This window comes from Ruegeria haliotis (assembly GCF_013377785.1).
Taxonomy (GTDB): Bacteria; Pseudomonadota; Alphaproteobacteria; order Rhodobacterales; family Rhodobacteraceae; genus Ruegeria; species Ruegeria haliotis.
The window spans coordinates 19,290-34,758 of the sequence record NZ_JABXWT010000006.1 but is presented as its reverse complement, the minus strand read 5'-3'; the positions used below and the strand labels follow the sequence as shown (position 1 = coordinate 34,758).

15 protein-coding genes are annotated in these 15,469 nt (G+C 55.9%); 8 read left to right on the top strand and 7 right to left on the bottom strand.

The genetic code is table 11. From position 1 onward, the window contains the following. Window positions 1-193: 193 nt before the first annotated feature. The 5 genes from HW561_RS12550 to HW561_RS12530 are packed head-to-tail and all read right to left on the bottom strand — an operon-like array spanning window position 194 to window position 6,150. Window positions 194-1,705 carry an AMP-binding protein gene (locus HW561_RS12550; protein WP_176865250.1) on the bottom strand — a complete coding sequence of 504 codons (1,512 nt, stop codon included), beginning with the start codon at window positions 1,703-1,705 and terminating at the stop codon, window positions 194-196. Beyond that, window positions 1,702-3,123, bottom strand: a complete 1,422-nt coding sequence (gene sauS, locus HW561_RS12545) for an acylating sulfoacetaldehyde dehydrogenase (protein ID WP_176865248.1) — start codon at window positions 3,121-3,123, stop codon at window positions 1,702-1,704. The genes HW561_RS12550 and sauS overlap by 4 nt, the downstream gene beginning before the upstream one ends. 60 nt (window positions 3,124-3,183) lie before the next feature. Continuing rightward, window positions 3,184-4,143: a Bug family tripartite tricarboxylate transporter substrate binding protein gene (locus HW561_RS12540; protein WP_176865246.1), complete on the bottom strand. Its 960-nt coding sequence runs from the start codon at window positions 4,141-4,143 to the stop codon at window positions 3,184-3,186. A 43-nt stretch (window positions 4,144-4,186) separates the two neighbouring features. Next, window positions 4,187-4,642 carry a tripartite tricarboxylate transporter TctB family protein gene (locus tag HW561_RS12535; protein WP_176865244.1) on the bottom strand — a complete coding sequence of 152 codons (456 nt, stop codon included), beginning with the start codon at window positions 4,640-4,642 and terminating at the stop codon, window positions 4,187-4,189. Further along, on the bottom strand, window positions 4,639-6,150 hold the full coding sequence (locus tag HW561_RS12530) for a tripartite tricarboxylate transporter permease (protein WP_176865242.1): 1,512 nt from the start codon (window positions 6,148-6,150) through the stop codon (window positions 4,639-4,641). Before HW561_RS12530 ends, HW561_RS12535 begins: the two co-directional genes overlap by 4 nt. A 113-nt stretch (window positions 6,151-6,263) precedes the next feature. Here HW561_RS12530 and HW561_RS12525 point away from each other — a divergent pair, with 113 nt between their 5' ends. After that, complete coding sequence (locus tag HW561_RS12525; RefSeq protein ID WP_176865241.1) at window positions 6,264-7,301, top strand: LacI family DNA-binding transcriptional regulator; 1,038 nt, start codon at window positions 6,264-6,266, stop codon at window positions 7,299-7,301. Between the two features lie 152 nt (window positions 7,302-7,453). Here HW561_RS12525 and HW561_RS12520 read toward each other — a convergent pair whose 3' ends face one another. Together HW561_RS12520 and HW561_RS12515 are read right to left on the bottom strand one after the other, a co-directional pair. After that, window positions 7,454-8,080 (bottom strand): IS6 family transposase, encoded by a 627-nt coding sequence (locus HW561_RS12520; protein WP_176865239.1) that lies wholly within the window; start codon window positions 8,078-8,080, stop codon window positions 7,454-7,456. Window positions 8,081-8,175: 95 nt separating this feature from the next. After that, window positions 8,176-9,090 (bottom strand): LysR substrate-binding domain-containing protein, encoded by a 915-nt coding sequence (locus HW561_RS12515; RefSeq protein WP_176865237.1) that lies wholly within the window; start codon window positions 9,088-9,090, stop codon window positions 8,176-8,178. Window positions 9,091-9,233: 143 nt separating this feature from the next. Between HW561_RS12515 and HW561_RS12510 the strand changes: the two genes are divergently transcribed. The 7 genes from HW561_RS12510 (at window position 9,234) to HW561_RS12480 (ending at window position 15,333) form a co-directional block, all read left to right on the top strand. Continuing rightward, window positions 9,234-9,716 (top strand): TRAP transporter small permease, encoded by a 483-nt coding sequence (locus HW561_RS12510; RefSeq protein WP_176865235.1) that lies wholly within the window; start codon window positions 9,234-9,236, stop codon window positions 9,714-9,716. 1 nt (window position 9,717) lies between these two features. Beyond that, window positions 9,718-11,016 (top strand): TRAP transporter large permease, encoded by a 1,299-nt coding sequence (locus HW561_RS12505; RefSeq protein ID WP_176865234.1) that lies wholly within the window; start codon window positions 9,718-9,720, stop codon window positions 11,014-11,016. A gap of 58 nt (window positions 11,017-11,074) precedes the next feature. Beyond that, window positions 11,075-12,067, top strand: a complete 993-nt coding sequence (gene dctP / locus HW561_RS12500; protein ID WP_176865233.1) for a TRAP transporter substrate-binding protein DctP — start codon at window positions 11,075-11,077, stop codon at window positions 12,065-12,067. Window positions 12,068-12,143: 76 nt separating this feature from the next. Next, window positions 12,144-12,455 (top strand): (2Fe-2S)-binding protein, encoded by a 312-nt coding sequence (locus HW561_RS12495; protein WP_176865232.1) that lies wholly within the window; start codon window positions 12,144-12,146, stop codon window positions 12,453-12,455. Then, entirely contained in the window at window positions 12,442-13,839 is a 1,398-nt protein-coding gene (locus tag HW561_RS12490) for an NAD(P)/FAD-dependent oxidoreductase (RefSeq protein ID WP_176865231.1), read from the top strand. The genes HW561_RS12495 and HW561_RS12490 overlap by 14 nt, the downstream gene beginning before the upstream one ends. Further along, window positions 13,836-14,951 (top strand): NAD(P)/FAD-dependent oxidoreductase, encoded by a 1,116-nt coding sequence (locus HW561_RS12485; protein WP_176865230.1) that lies wholly within the window; start codon window positions 13,836-13,838, stop codon window positions 14,949-14,951. The genes HW561_RS12490 and HW561_RS12485 overlap by 4 nt, the downstream gene beginning before the upstream one ends. 37 nt (window positions 14,952-14,988) lie before the next feature. Further along, window positions 14,989-15,333: a RidA family protein gene (locus HW561_RS12480; RefSeq protein ID WP_176865229.1), complete on the top strand. Its 345-nt coding sequence runs from the start codon at window positions 14,989-14,991 to the stop codon at window positions 15,331-15,333. The last annotated feature ends 136 nt before the right edge of the window (window positions 15,334-15,469 follow it).

The following is a 15,469-nucleotide window of genomic DNA, read 5'->3' as shown; positions in this document are numbered from 1 at the left end:
ATTCACTCGCTAATTCCGAAAGCGTCAATGGCCGAAAGTTTGCAACAGAACCCCGCAAACTCATACTGACACGCACGCTCCGATGCATTCAAGCTTTGGGGTGAGTACACCGCTGAAATGGCAGCTTGAGTGCTGCGAGACAACATTTTTCATGCAGCCTCAATTAACTTGGCAATACCGAGGCCTATGAAACCTAAGAGGTTGCATCGACGCTGGCCTCTCCGATGAGCGCGATTATCCTGTTCCTTTGAATCTTGCCCGAGGGCCCTTTGGGGAGATCCTCAAGAAAGTGTATTTCATCAGGGGATTTGAATTTTCCCAAGCGACCTTCACAGATCTCCAGCAAAGTTGCCAGGGTCACGTCTGACCCTTCGCGTATCTTCACCGCCGCCACGACAGTTTCCCCATAGCTTTTGCAGGGTCGTGCAAAGGCTGCGGCTTCGACAACATCAGGATGTGAATAGAGCGCCTCGTCAATCTCACGTGGAGCGATGTTTTCGCCACCCTTTATGATCAGTTCTTTCAATCGACCCGTTACATAGACGTAGCCATCTTGGTCCATGCGTGCCAGATCACCGGTGCGCAACCAACCGTCAGGGGTGAAGGTCCCTGCTGTCGCATCAGGGTCGTTAAGATATTCGACCATCACATTTGGCCCGCGTATGACCAATTCGCCTTCGGTCTCAACGGGTGCAGGTTTGAGATTTGAGTCAAAGATCGCCGCTTCGTTCCCAAACGCGATACCTGGTGAGCCGATCTTGCGCACGCCCGGAGGGAGCGGGTTCGAAAGTATCTGTGCCGCCGTTTCCGTCAGGCCCATCGTCTCGACAATTGGAATCGAGAACCGTTTCTCGAACGCGCGCTGAACGTCCGGAGCTAAAGCTGATGAGGCCGAACGGCCAAACCGAACACGCTGGCACGTCTCGTCCGTCGGATTGGAATCCGAATGCAGCAAGTGGGAAATAATGGTTGGGACGACCGAAAACCACGTTGCTTGAACTTTCCCTAAATTGTCCCAGAACCGACTGGTCGAGAACCGTTCGCACATAGCCAGCGATCCGCCCGACACCAGCGTCCCCATTGCGGTGACGCATAATCCGTTAATGTGGTAGATCGGCAAAACGCAAAACCCGCGATCGGCTTCAGTCAGTTCATGGGCCACTGCAGTCGTCCAACCCCCTGCCAGTAGGCTAGAATGCGTATGGACCACGCCCTTTGGGCGCCCGGTCGTGCCGGATGTATACATCAGAAGTGCGTGATCCTCAGACGAGAGTTCATGCAGATCACCAACGACATCACCCGCGCCAGCAACTTGCAGCGGGGTGATGGTCTTGGGATCAGCGGTTCGGTCGAACAAATCGACCTGGTCTAGATGAACAAATCCATAGCGCGCACCGCTGTGGTCCAGCGCATAAGCAACTGCACTATCGCCTGCGACGAGATTGATCATCGTCGCTCGAAACCCGCCATAGAGAACACCAAAAAGCACTTCGAGCGCTTCACGGCAATTGGGGTAGAGGATGGCGATACTTTCTCCCTTCGCCACGCCCAGACCAGTTAACAGACACGCGACATGACGGGCGGTGCCCCGCAGTTCTGACCACCTCAAATCCGGTGCCCCATCAGGAAAAACGAACCCGGTTCCACCTTGGTCCGCTCGCAGGTCGAGCCAATCGCGGACGGTTCCCTTGGGCGGCTCAATCATTGACCGGCCTCCGCCCAGTAATCACCGAAAACCTCATCCAAACGGGGTTCATTCAGAGGCGTTTCACGCACGATCTTTGTGGTTTGGACGAAATGCCGCCAGTGCAGATTGGTGTCTATGGAATTTCCCCCCCAACTGCCGCATCCCATCGACAGGGAAAACGGCAACCCGTTGGTGAAACTTCCGCCTGTCGCAAAGGTATGCGCCTGGTTCACGATGACCCGGCAGGTAGGCAAATCACGACCCAAGGCCACGGCGCGGGCATCGTCGCTGGTGTGGATGCCAACAGAATGTCCAGCCCCCTGATGAGCCAGAATACGTGATGCGACGGATTTGGCTTCTTCGAAATCTGCTGCCCGATACAGCGCAAGCACACGGCTGAGCTTTTCCCCAGAAAGGGGGTGATCCGGGCCAATCCCGTCAATTTCAACGGCGAGGAATTTGGTTCCCTCAGGCACCTTGTCGGACATTCCTAAAGCGGCAAGCATTTTGTCGGCATCTTGTGCAATGACCGACCGATTGAGGCGCCCGTCAGGCCAAAGCCGCGCAATAATACCATCTGAGTCAGAGGCTGGCACCAGGGCACCTCCCTCGGCGGCCATCGCGGCGACAAATGCGTCGTACACTGTGTCAACCACGATGACTGAATTCTCGGACGAGCAGGACGTTGCGTTGTCAAAGCACTTTGAGGCCGCGATCTTTGCGACAGCGGCGGTCAGATCGGCGGTTTCATCTACGATCACCGTGACGTTGCCCGCACCAACAGCAACTGCAGGTGTACCGCAGGATTGCGCGCGATGGACGTTGTTCTGACTGCCGGTACAGATCACTCGATCGACGGTTTCCATCAGATGTTGTGTCTTGGCTTTTGAGCCGGGTGCGGGGATCATCAGGACAAGATCGCGATCCAGCCCCAGTTTATCGAATTCTGCGTGAACAAAGCTCAGCAGTGTCTCGCAGGATGTCACCCCCTTTGGCGAGGGCGCGACCACGATGGCATTGCCACCCTTTAGCGCGTTAATGATGTTGTTGGCAGGCGTCGCGGCGGGGTTGGTCGACGGTACGACCGCGCCGATAACACCGATTGGGCGGGCAATTTCGGTGATGCCCGTTGTCGGATCGTCGCTGATGATGCCACAGGTCTTCACCTCGGCAATGTCACGCAACAGCCCCAGCGTTTTGCGGTGGTTCTTGGTAATCTTGTCCGGCACATTACCCAGACCGGTGGTTTCCACCGCAAGTTCCGCCAGCGCGCGATTGCGGGTGGATTCCATGATGGCCCACCCCACCGCCAATGCCGCCTTGTCATATAGCGCCTGACTGCCACTGGCTTCATAAGCCTTCTGAGCAGCGCGCACGCGCGCAACAATGTGATCAACTTCAGCAATTTCGGGGGTAATCCCGTCCTGAGCGTTCATCTTGGTCCTCGATTGGTTGTTCGGGGCGGACCCACTCCGCCCCGGTTTGGTCTGTCCGGATCAGAGACCGGCCAGTAATTCGTTCAATGTCTGCTGGCGCTGTCCCCACATTTCAATCACTTCATCGCGCGTCATGATGTGCATGGGTGAGCCGCCGGCCTCCATCTTCTTGGAAACACGCGAATTGGCGAACATCTCGGGCACAGTTATAGCCAGTTTCTCGATGACCTCGGGTGGCGTGCCCTTGGGTACCATCACACCCCGGAAATTGACCGAGGAATTGTCCACTTCCAACCCCTGTTCCATCATCGTCGGCACATCCGGCAGAAACGCGCTGCGTTCCAGATCGGCTACGCCAAGGATTTTGACATTGCCTGCCTCCTGCGCGCGGAATGCATCAGACAGGTTGTTGATGCCGCCCATCACTTCGCCCGCAATCACCGCTTTCATGGCTGCCGCGCCGCCACCTTTGGTCGGGATGTAGGCCATCTTGGTTCCGGCTGCCTTGTCGATCTGCAAAGCCGCGATGTGGTGTCCCACGAATAACCCGGCGCCCGAAACGGTCAGTTTGCCGGGATTTTCCTTGGAATAGGCAACCACGTCTTCCATCGAATTAAACGGGCTGTCTGCATCCACAACAAATACAGCGGGGTCTGCACCCCAGTTGGCAATAGGTTCAAAACTGTCGGTTGAATACTCTACTCCGCCTTTGATCGACTGGGCGATGAAGTGCGGCACGTTATATGCGGCCAAGGTATATCCGTCCGAGTCCGCCTGCGTGGCAAACCAGTTCCATCCCACACGCCCACCGGCGCCCGGTTTGTTGATGATGGCGATGGGCATTCCCAACGCATCCTCGTTCCCGGCGGTCATGGTCACGATCCGCGCCTGAAAGTCGGTCGCGCCACCCGCGCCATAGCTGACCATCATCATGATCGGGCGTTCGGGGTATTCGTCAGCTGTCGCTGCGCCTGTCAGGGCCGTAAGGGCAAATGCAGCCCCAGCAATCAATTGTTTCATTTTGCGTTTCCTCCCAGATTAGGTTCAGCCGCGTTTTTTGCGGTCAGAACAGAATTTCCTTTGGTGTGTAGACATTCAAAAGCATGGCAAAGAGCCCGTACATGATCGCTACAAAGATCGTCGTGATGATCCCTCGCTTGATCCAGCTTTTGGCTACAGAATGTGGGGTCGGATCATACATCGACAGTAGAATGAAAAAGGCGATTGCAGTCGCTGTGTAGAACCCCAACGACTTTGCCGCCCAGAAGATATAAACCAGCGTGACAAATAGGCCCGGCAGCATGTTTACGAACATCGTTCGGGACACACCGTTTCCGACCTTGGACAGGCCCATAACCGCTTTGCCAAAGGTCCAGCCCGCCAAAACTACAAAAACTGATGCAATCAACCGCGGGAACAGAAACGCCTCAGCAGGTTGTTGGGTGTAGCTGACCCATGTCACCCAGAGCCCCACGGCGAATACCAACCCTGACCCAAAAATATGCTGAGAGCGGTTCATGCCTGCGCCTCCTCTTTGGTGGTGTAGCGGCTGTGGCGCAGTTCCATCCAGACCGAGTAGGCGATGGATGCGATTACAACGACGATCAGGAACAGGTTCAAGCCACCGGTCATGAAGTAGGCAGCCTTTCCGTCAGTGGCATCGGCGATCATCGAACCCTGAATGAAATTCGCTTCCGCGATGGGTCCAAGGATCAAGCCCAGAACCAGTGGCGCGGCAGAAAAGCCAAAGCGTTCAAGAAAGAACATTCCAATGCCTAGACACGCCATGACGTATACGTCGCCCATCGAGCTTTGCACTGAGTAGGCGCCAAAGACAGATAACGCCAAGACAATCGCGACCATGACCGATTGCGGAACTTGCGCGACACGTGCCGCAAGGCCAGCAACATAGAGGCCAAAGATGCACATCAGAACCTGTCCGATCAGCATCGAATTGATGAAGGTCCATGCCACGTCTGGATGGTTGTCGAACAGATCTGAGCCGGGGAAGATCCCGTGTATCAACAAACCACCCAACAGAACCGCAGCAGTGGGACTGCCCGGGATCGACAGAGTTAAAAGCGGTACCAGTGACGGGCCGACCATGGCGTTATTGGCAGCCTCGGCCGCAATAACGCCTTCGGGATGTCCTGTTCCGAACTTGTCCTTTTCAGGAGAGAACTTCTTGGTCTGGTCATAGGCCACCAGACCCGCGATCTGCCCGCCAACACCTGGGATCAGACCGATGATTGAGCCGATCAGGGTGCCGATGCTCAACGCGCGGGTGCGGCTGAAAAGTTCGCGAATGGCAGCCATGATTGAATGACGTTGTACTTCGATAACCTCAGCTCCGTCGTTACCGCGGCCCTTGGCGAACATGGTCAAGACCTGAGGAATGGCAAACAGACCAATCAGGGCGGCAATGATGTTGATGCCACCACCCAGTGCTGGATGGAAGATGAACCGCTGGGCGCCCATGATGTCATCAAAGCCGATTGTGGCGAGCCAGAGCCCGATACAACCTGACAATAACCCTTTGACAACAGACGCAGAATCCAGCGTACTAATCACTGTCACACCCAGAATTGCAAGCCAGAACAGGTGCGATGGACCAAAGGCCAGCGCCCACTTCGCCAGAACCGGAGTCAGAAAGATCAGCAACAGAACACCGAAGATTCCGCCAACAGCTGAGGCCAGAAAAGACAATTGCAGCGCGCGCGCACCTTCGCCGTTCTTAGCCATGGTGTGACCATCCAGCGTGGTCGCAATATTGGCCGGAGCTCCGGGGATCTTAAGAAGGATGGCACTGACCGCACCACCAGCCACGGTCGAAGTATAGGCAGCGCCCAACAGGATCAGACCTTGCGCCGCCTCAAGCTGGAAAGTGAATGGTATCAGCAGCGCAACCGCCATCGTGGGTGACAGCCCGGGCGTTGCGCCCAGAATCAGCCCGCCGATCGTTCCACCCAAAAGCAGCATCAACGACAGCGGCGTGAACACATCTCCGAAGTAATAAATGAATTCCATACAGGGCCTCCCAACCCGTCGGTTCACACTTTTACATTTGTTGACAAATCAGGTTAGGCAATGAAAATAGTATTGCAAATGTTTTCATAAATTCGACCGATTGGGAGAATATTATGCCAGACTTTCAAAGGGGTAAGGTGGATATTGTGGCGGTCGCAAAGGCCGCAAAAGTATCTCCATCAACTGTTTCTCGTACTTTTAATCACCCAGAATTGGTAAACCCCGCGACTCGGAAGAAGATTAGAAGGGCAGTTCAAAGGTTGGGGTATATCCGCAACCGCGCGGCTCAAACGATGCACGGAAAACGATCGGGAACGATCGGTCTGGTTGTGCCTACGATCAACCATGCCATTTTTGCTGAGGTCATTCAGGCGTTTTCGGATTCGATCGACAAGGCAGGGTTCAGTTTACTGCTGGCGTCGCATGGATATAATCTCGACCGTGAATACGCGATGGTCCGCAAGCTGCTTGAGCATCGCGTGGACGGGGTGGCGCTTGTTGGGTTGGAGCACTCCAATGCTACTCGCCGCTTGATTGAACAACAGAAAATTCCTGCGATGGCAATCTGGAATTATGCAGAGGATTCTGAGCTGCCCTGCGTAGGTGCTGACAACTATCTCGCGGGGCGGCAAGCGGCAGCGCATCTGCTTGCCTTGGGCCATAAGGACATAGGTCTGATTTTCCCCGACACTCAGGGCAACGACCGGGCACGTCACCGGCTGTTAGCCGCTGTTGACCACCTAAACAGTCACGGCATCTCCATTCCAGAAAACCGAAAGTCTGAAGCCCCTTACAGCGTATCGCAAGCGAAGCAGGCGGCGCTTCGATTGTTTGCTGATCGCCCCCGTCCGACGGCTTTGCTTTGCGGTAATGATGTCATCGCGCAGGGTGCACTTTATGCGGCCCAGAAACTTGGGATGTCTGTGCCAATGGATATTTCGATAATTGGGATCGGAGATTTTAAGGGGTCGGCAGACATTGAACCAGGGTTAACGACAATTCGGATACCCGCGGAAAAGATAGGAACTCTCGCAGGCAAAAAATTCACCGACTACGTCACTTCAAGTAATCCAACTCCCTTCAAGATCTGCTGCGAGCTGGAGTGCGTCGCCAGAGGAACAACATGTATAGCGCCAAGACGACGGTCCTGAACGCAAGTTTTAAGGAGGCCAATCAATTTTTGTCCTGTTATTTGGTTCTGTCGCAGATTTCTTTGAGAGTAGCAAAGATGGAGCTTTTGAGCGGGTTATCCTGCCAATCGGACGAATTGCTGAAATGGAGAGAGTCCAGGCGCGAACTGACCCTAGCGGATTATGTTGATCAGTTCGATACCAGCCAAGGCAGATGCGGCTGAAGCGAAAGACGTGAATCCCAACATGGGCCTGATCCGACGTTTGATGAACCGGTGATCCTGTTCAATGATATTATTGAGGTATTTCCGCCTGACCATTTCGGTCGGTATCGGACAACCAAAGTTCCTGAGCATCTTGTTGATCGTCTTGATGCCAGCTGTGTTGGCACCGCTTTTGTCGATGACGATCTTTCGCGGAAGCCCGTTGACCTCCAGGGCGCGAGCGAAGAATTTGGTTGCCGCAGCTTTGTTTCGGCGTTTGGACAGCATGAAATCAGGGGTCCTACCGTGCTTGTCGACCGCGCGATACAGGTAGACCCAAGTGCCTTTTACCTTCACATATGTCTCACCCATGCGCCAGGAGCGGTCACATGGCCCTTTGCGTCTACGCGCAGCTTCAGCAATGGCGCCAGAGTATCGCGTTACCCATCGGTTCAGCGTGGTGTGATCCACGAAAACACCTCGCTCTCTCATGATTTCTTCCAGGTCGCGATATGAAACGCTGTATCGAACGTAGAAGAAGACTGCGAACAGGATCACATCCTTTGGGAAGTGGGCACCTTTGAATGAAATCGCCATCGTCCGCGCTCTCCAGTTGAAACTCGAGCAGCCGATACCTCAAGGGCTTCATCTCAGACAGAGAGCCTCAAAAATTTGCGACTGATCCGACCACACTAAAAAAGCCGGTGTATCCGTTGCAGCTCGTCGCAGAGCAACGATACAAAACTCTCCGCCAAAATGGATGGAGGTCGATGGGCGGGTTGCAGGATGGACACCTGCAACACAACCTGTGGAGCAAAAGGACGAAAAACGATGCTACTTTCGCCGCCCAAAGCTTCGATGTGACCTGCTGCCGTAATTGGATCGCACACGCAGTAGCACAGTCCGTTTTCAACCAATGTCATGGCTGGGTGGAAATTTCGCAACTCGAACCGCTGGTTGAACCGCGCGCCCATTGCATTGAACGCGGCTTGTGTGTCGATCAGGTTGGGATGCCCCTCGGGTAGGGCTGCCATTGGCGCATTATCCAGATCTCTTGCCGTGATCTGTGTTTTGGCCGCCAGTGGATCCGAGGCGGGCAAAGCGCATACGCAGGCCATCTTAAAATCTTCACTCAACGTAGCGTTGGACTTGGCCGGGGTCTCTGTCACTCCGATGTCGTATTGCTGCGAGGCGATCCATTCTTCGATCACCGGTGAGCCACGCATCATCAGCGAAACTTTCACGTCTGGTTTGTCTTTGAGAAAAATCGAGATGAGTTGAGGCATCACAACCAACGCGGCGGCCGGCATGCAGGCAATGTTGAGCCTCCCCTGCGACATGGTGCCGATTTCATGCATAGTTCGGGTCGACAAGGCCAGCCGGTCCAGGATGGCTTCAGCCTCGCCCAGGAAGTATTGCGCTTCGGGGGTTGGGACCATCTTGCCGCGTTGGCGACGGAACAGCGCAATACCAAGCTCGGCTTCCAGATTGGCGATCAGCGAGCTGATTGCGGGCTGAGTTCGCCCCAAAACGCGCGCCGCGTTCGACACGGACCCCGTGCGCATGACCTCTCGGAATGCTTGCAGCTGACGAATACTCAGGTTCATAGCTATGATTTCCTTTCTGTATTCAACAAGCTATAAAGTAACTTTATTTTCTTATCAATTTTATCGTTTTGACTTAATGTAAGTACTCCGCAAGTTTCTCTGCCACGGATGCAGCCCTGCATGCCGCCCGGAGGGAGGGGACAATGACACGCATCTTTAGTGTCCTGCTAACTGTTTTGATTTGCCTGGTTGCCGCAGGCCAGTTCGTGCAGGTGATCACCCGGTACGTTCTGGAAATCCCCGTAATGGGGCTTGAGGAAAGCCTGCTTTACCCCACGCTCTGGCTCTACATGCTGGGTGCGGTCAATGCGTCCCGAGAAAACACTCATATCCGCGCCAATGTGCTCGAGATTTTCTTGACTACTCAACGTCAGCATCAGGTGCTGGCTATCGTCGGTGAGGTGATCAGCCTGATTGTCGGGCTTTGGCTGACCATGTGGGCCTGGGATTTCACCAAATATTCGATCCGAGTCTGGCGGGAAAGCCCAACGCTGTACCTGCCGACATTCTACGTCGATGTCGCGCTGTTTGCCGGAATGGTCCTGATGATGGTTTTCACCGCATGGCATCTCATCGGTCATATCCGTGCCGTGTTTGTCTCCGCCACCCCCCAGAAGGAAGCCTGAAATGATCGAGATTGCACTACTTGCGGTTCTGGTTCTGGTCGTCCTGCTGACTTTCGGTGTTCCGCTGCCCTACTGCTTTGGCGCCGGACTGATGGTGATGTATTACGCCGGTGACGTTGTGATGAAGGGCAATATGCTCTGGGGCTTCCAGCAATTGGGCAACCCGGTGCTGCTGGCCATTCCACTGTTCGTATTGGCGGGTACAATAATGAGTGTCTCTGGCATTGCGGCCAGCCTGCTGAACTTCGTCAATATCTTCATCGGCCATCTGCGCGGCGGCTTGGGTGTGGTGGCAACCGTGTCTTGCGCGCTGATCGGCGCGATTTCCGGCTCGGGCCTGACCGGTGTTGCTGCCATCGGCCCGCTGCTGATCCCCGAGATGGAGAAACAGGGCTATCCCCGCGAATACGCCACTGCGTTGATTGCCAACGCATCATTGTTAGGTCTGCTAATCCCGCCATCGGTCACCATGATTGTCTATGGTTGGGTCACCGATACGTCGATTCTGGCCTGCTTTCTGGCCACGCTTGGACCCGGTCTGTTGATCATGGCCAGCTTCTCGGTGGTCAACATTCGCATGGCCCGCAAATTCCCATTGCAGCTGAACGAACCGCCGAAAGGGGCCGAATTTGTGACTGAAGCCACCAGCCGCGGATTAAAGGCTACCCCGGCGCTGCTGATGCCGGTGATCATTCTGGGCGGCATCTATGGCGGTATCATGACACCGACCGAAGCCGCTGCGGTGGCAGTAATCTACGCGATTCCGGTCGGCTTTCTGATTTACAAGGGTCTGGATGTTCGCACCTTTTTGGGTGCCGGGAAAGAGGCCGCCACATCCGTGGGAACGATCATGCTGATGATCCTGTTCTCGATGATCCTGTCCCAGATGTTCGTGTTGGAAAGCATTCCGCAAGCCATTGTTCAGGCGATTTTTGCTATCACAGAAAACAAGGCGCTGCTGCTAGTGCTGATCAACATTCTGCTGTTTCTGGTGGGTATGGTGGTCAATGACGTCACCGCAATCATCCTTATTGCTCCGCTGTTGCTGCCGTTGATGCAGGCTATCGGGGTCAGCCCGATTCAGTTCGCCGCGATCATGGGCGTCAACACCGCTATGGGCGGAGTAACACCACCCTACGCGTCGATCCTGTATCTGGGCGCGCGCATCGGAAAAGTCCCGGTGACCAAGGTGATCCGCCCCGCCATGACCCTGATCCTGCTGGGCTATCTGCCTGTCGTGTTCCTAACCAGTTTCTGGCCGGACCTGTCAATGTGGCTACCCCGCTTCTTTGGTTACTGATCGGCCGAATTCCGAACCACTCAACCCTACTCATCATCCACCTGGAGGAGCCAACCCAATGATGAACTTCCTGAAATCTACGGCAATGGCCGCGGCCGTTCTGGCAATCGCCAGCATCGCTGCAGCCGATACACTGAAGATTAGCCATATCCGTCCGCAAGGCGCGACCATCGACAACGAACTGCGCGCTTTTGCCGAAGGTCTGTCGGGTGCCACCGATGGGTCGCTTGAACTGAACCTGTTCCCGGCATCGGCTTTGGGGGACTATACATCGGTGCAAGAGCGCATTTCGGTTGGCGCGATCGACATGGCCGTGCAACCGGCTGCAACTGCTGTGGATCGCCGTATGCAAATCTCGGCTTTTCCTTACGTGGCTTCCAATTGGACCGAAGCCAAAAATATCTATGGCCCCGGTGGCGCGATCTATGACGCAATGAAAGAACTGTACGCCAAGCAGGATATTACCATGCTGGCGGCCTATCCGGTCTATTTCGGTGGTGTGGCGCTGAACACTGACGCGGTAAATCCCGGTGACCCGGCAGCTGCCAAAGGCATCAAAGTTCGCGTACCAGGCATCAAGAGCTTTCAGTTGACCGCTGACGCGCTGGGATACATCTCGTCGCCGATCCCATTCTCTGAAGCCTTCACTGCAGTGCAGACCGGCGTCGTTGACGGGGTCGTTGGCTCGGGTGCCGAAGGGTATTATGCATCGTTCCGCGACGTGACCACCACCTACGTACCGGTGAACACGCATTTCGAGGTTTGGTACATGATTATCAACTCGGGCGCGCTGGCTGGGTTGAGTGATGAAGACCGTACCGCACTGGAACAGGCTGCCGTGGCGTTCGAAGCTAAGCGCTGGGAAACGGCTGAGGTTGACCAAGGCGCGTTTGAACAGAAACTGGCTGAAAATGGTGCCACGATCGTATCACTGAGCGACGAAGAACTGGTTGCAACGGCCGAGCATGTCCGCGCGCAAGTCTGGCCGCAGGTTCTTGAAGACGTCGGTCAGGAATGGGGTCAGTCGATCCTTGACAAGATTGGCAACTAAGCCGGTCCTGTTTTGACCACGGGAAAGGAGCTTCCTCCCGGCTCCTTTCCCCCAACACCTAAACCGGAGCCCACAGATGTTTCAATCCTTGCGCAATCCCAATGATGAACGGGTCCAGCTTACGGTAAACGGTGAACTGATTGAGGCCTTTGTTGGACAGTCGGTTTGGTCGGTCATGGCGCTGAACGATCAATCGATCACCCGGCGGGCCGCTCTGTCCGCCGAAGCCCGCAGCGCGTATTGCGCGATGGGCGTCTGCTTTGAATGTATGGTGGAAATCGACGGATTCCCCAATCAGCAGGCCTGCTTGCGACGGGTCTCCAAAGGTATGGTCGTCACGACGCAAGATATTACAGAAATGACAGAGGCCAGCGATGCCTGCGTTTGACTGCGCCATTGTCGGCGCCGGGCCAGCGGGCATGTCCGCTGCTATTGAACTGGCAAAGCGCGGAGCCCGTATAGCGGTCCTAGACCGGGGCAGACGGGCGGGGGGGCAAATATACCGTGCCGTTACCGACAGCCCATTGCCCGATACTCAGGTACTGGGTTCCGACTATACCGAAGGGGCGGCACTGGTTGCGGCATTCGAACAGGCCGACGCCACTCATTTCACACAGGCGGATGTGTGGCATGTGGGCGACGACAGTCGTATCCTGTTTTCCCGTCAGGGCGAGACACATGAGCTGCATTGCCGGGAAATAGTGTTGTGCCCTGGCGCGATGGAACGACCCATGCCGATCCCTGGCTGGACTTTACCCGGTGTGATGACCGCTGGTTCAGCGCAGGTCATGCTTAAATCCGACGCCACCGTGGCCGAAGGGGCCATTTTTGCGGGGTCAGGTCCATTGCTGTACCTGATCGTTGCGCAATACCTTAGGCTTGGTGTGCCGGTGGCCGCGTTGGTCGATACTACCCCTCGCAGCAACTATTTTGACGCAGCCCCAATGTTGCCCCGCGCCCTGCGCCGGTTGCCGCTGCTCAAAAAGGGGCTGTCTCTTTTGCGTGAAATTCGGAATGCTGGCGTGCCGTTTTTTCGTGGTGCTAGCGCGCTGCAAGTGCTCGGGGACGAGCACGCCATAGGTTTGCGATTCATCGCTGGAGGCACAAGCCATGAAATCGGGGCACGCACAATCTTTCTGCATCACGGCGTTCAACCCAACCTGAACATGACCCGGGCAATGGATCTTGAACATCAATGGAACCCCGAACAACTGTGCTGGCAGGTCAAATCCGATGCGTTCGGTCAGACTTCGGTGCCCCATGTTTCCGTCGCCGGGGACGGCGCAGGGATAGTCGGTGCGGATGGTGCGCGGGCGGCAGGGCGGTTGACGGCGTTGAACATTCTTCATCGACTAGGCCGATTGCCGCGAACCGACCGCGACAATGCTGCGGCTGCAGATCTAGGTGCTTTGGCCGCGATGGCACCTTTCCGCGCCTTCATCGACCGACTGTATCGACCAACCAAGGCCTTGCGCCTGCCAAACGTCCCAACGACATTGGTCTGCCGCTGTGAAGAGCAAAGCCTCGCCCAATTGCGTGCCGGGTTTGATCAGGGTGCTCGAGACCCGAACGCCCTCAAGATGCTGACTCGCTGCGGCATGGGCCCGTGTCAGGGCCGCCAATGCGGGCATGTCCTGACAGAGCTGCTGTCGGACTGGCGGGGAGAGCCGGCGGAAGCAGTCGGATATTATCGCCTGCGCAGCCCGCAGCGTTTGCTGACGCTGGACGAACTGAGCCGTTTCCACGCGGTTTCAGCGGAGGCGGCAGAATGAATGCGGATGTTCTGATCATCGGTGGCGGCATTCAAGGCTGCGCCACAGCCTACCATCTGGCGCGTCAGGGCGCATCGGTAGTCGTTCTGGAAAAGGATTACATCGCGCGTCACGCGTCGGGTGTGAACGCGGGCGGCGTGCGCCTTTTGGGTCGGGATATGGCCGAAGTTCCCTTGTCCAAGGCCTCGATGGAGATGTGGCAAACCTTGTCGGACGATCTGGGCCAGGACACCGGATTTCGACGCCAGAGTATGATCAACATCGCGTTGGATGAGGCGGACATGGAAACTCTGCGCCAGCGCAAAGCGATGATGCGTTGCGAAGGTTACACCCATGAGCGCATCATCTCCCGCGACGAGCTGCGGGAACACTTGCCGCACGTGAACCCTGATTGTGTGGGCGGTGTGACCTCTGATCTGGATGGATATGCGATCCCTTACATGGCCACCAATGCCTTCCGCCTTGCGGCAGAGCGCCACGGTGCACAAATCGTCGCGGGTGAGGAAGTGCTCAACCTGCGCCGGGTCGGGGATAGTTGGCTTGCGCAGGGCACTACCACCCGGTTCGAGGCGGATACGGTTGTCAATTGTGCCGGGGCGTGGGCTGACAGGATTGCACTGATGATTGGCGACAACGTCCCGCTTAGCCATGCAGCGCCAATGCTGATGATCACAGCCCGGATGCCGCATTTTGCCAAACCGGTTGTTGGGGCGGTCAGCCGGCAACTCAGCTTCAAGCAGTTCGAGAATGGCACTGTTCTGATAGGCGGTGGGGCCAAGGGCTTTGCCGATCGTGCCAATAATCGCACACGGTTGGATTATTCCAAACTGGCCAATGCTGCACGCACAGCGGTCGAATTTTTTCCGATTATGCGACGCTCTGCCATCAATCGCATGTGGGCGGGACTTGAGGCGTATATGCCAGACAATCTTCCTGTGATTGGACCAGCAGTGAACGCAACGCGCGCTTTTCATGCCTTTGGCTTTTCCGCGCACGGGTTCCAAATGGGGCCGGTGGTTGGACAGGTCATGGCCGATTTGGTGCTGAACGGGCAATCCAGTTTCGTGCTGGATGCTTTTCGCATCGATCGATATGACCGAAAAGTTTTGTAACTCAATCTCATCAACACACACAGCAGGAATTCTACAGATGACCATAACCCGCATGGAAACCGGCCCACGTATGAGCAAGATCGTCAAGCACAGTGGTACAGTCTATCTGTGTGGGCAGGTCGGGGCCGGCGAAACTGCTGCTGAGCAGACCCGAGACTGCCTGTCACGGATCGACGCGTTGCTGAAGCAGGCCGGGTCAGACAAGAACCACATTCTTCAAGCCATTGTTTGGCTGGCGGATATGGAAGATTTCGCTGAAATGAACGCTGTTTGGGATGCATGGGTCGAAGACGCTCACGCACCTGCCCGCGCCTGCGGAGAGGCAAAACTGGCGCGAGAAGCATTGAAGGTTGAAATCATTGTTACGGCGACCGAGAATTGAACCCTCAAAGGCCAAGACTTTGCAACATGTGTACCCCACCATGGCTCCGCCCATGATTTCAACGAGAAGCTCCTAGTCCGCGTGAAACCCAGCTTCTGCCCAGTCACGGCGGACGCCGTGAAGAACTGGCAACACC

Bases quoted from the DNA above. Each gene is read 5' to 3' on its own strand.
- HW561_RS12535 (WP_176865244.1), bottom strand. From the start codon at position 4,642: ATGAACCGCTCTCAGCATATTTTTGGGTCAGGGTTGGTATTCGCCGTG.
- HW561_RS12495 (WP_176865232.1), top strand. From the start codon at position 12,144: ATGTTTCAATCCTTGCGCAATCCCAATGATGAACGGGTCCAGCTTACG.
- dctP (WP_176865233.1), top strand. From the start codon at position 11,075: ATGATGAACTTCCTGAAATCTACGGCAATGGCCGCGGCCGTTCTGGCA.
- HW561_RS12525 (WP_176865241.1), top strand. From the start codon at position 6,264: ATGCCAGACTTTCAAAGGGGTAAGGTGGATATTGTGGCGGTCGCAAAG.
- HW561_RS12490 (WP_176865231.1), top strand. From the start codon at position 12,442: ATGCCTGCGTTTGACTGCGCCATTGTCGGCGCCGGGCCAGCGGGCATG.
- HW561_RS12515 (WP_176865237.1), bottom strand. From the start codon at position 9,090: ATGAACCTGAGTATTCGTCAGCTGCAAGCATTCCGAGAGGTCATGCGC.
- HW561_RS12510 (WP_176865235.1), top strand. From the start codon at position 9,234: ATGACACGCATCTTTAGTGTCCTGCTAACTGTTTTGATTTGCCTGGTT.
- HW561_RS12485 (WP_176865230.1), top strand. From the start codon at position 13,836: ATGAATGCGGATGTTCTGATCATCGGTGGCGGCATTCAAGGCTGCGCC.
- sauS (WP_176865248.1), bottom strand. From the start codon at position 3,123: ATGAACGCTCAGGACGGGATTACCCCCGAAATTGCTGAAGTTGATCAC.
- HW561_RS12520 (WP_176865239.1), bottom strand. From the start codon at position 8,080: ATGGCGATTTCATTCAAAGGTGCCCACTTCCCAAAGGATGTGATCCTG.
- HW561_RS12540 (WP_176865246.1), bottom strand. From the start codon at position 4,143: ATGAAACAATTGATTGCTGGGGCTGCATTTGCCCTTACGGCCCTGACA.
- HW561_RS12505 (WP_176865234.1), top strand. From the start codon at position 9,718: ATGATCGAGATTGCACTACTTGCGGTTCTGGTTCTGGTCGTCCTGCTG.
- HW561_RS12480 (WP_176865229.1), top strand. From the start codon at position 14,989: ATGACCATAACCCGCATGGAAACCGGCCCACGTATGAGCAAGATCGTC.
- HW561_RS12550 (WP_176865250.1), bottom strand. From the start codon at position 1,705: ATGATTGAGCCGCCCAAGGGAACCGTCCGCGATTGGCTCGACCTGCGA.
- HW561_RS12530 (WP_176865242.1), bottom strand. From the start codon at position 6,150: ATGGAATTCATTTATTACTTCGGAGATGTGTTCACGCCGCTGTCGTTG.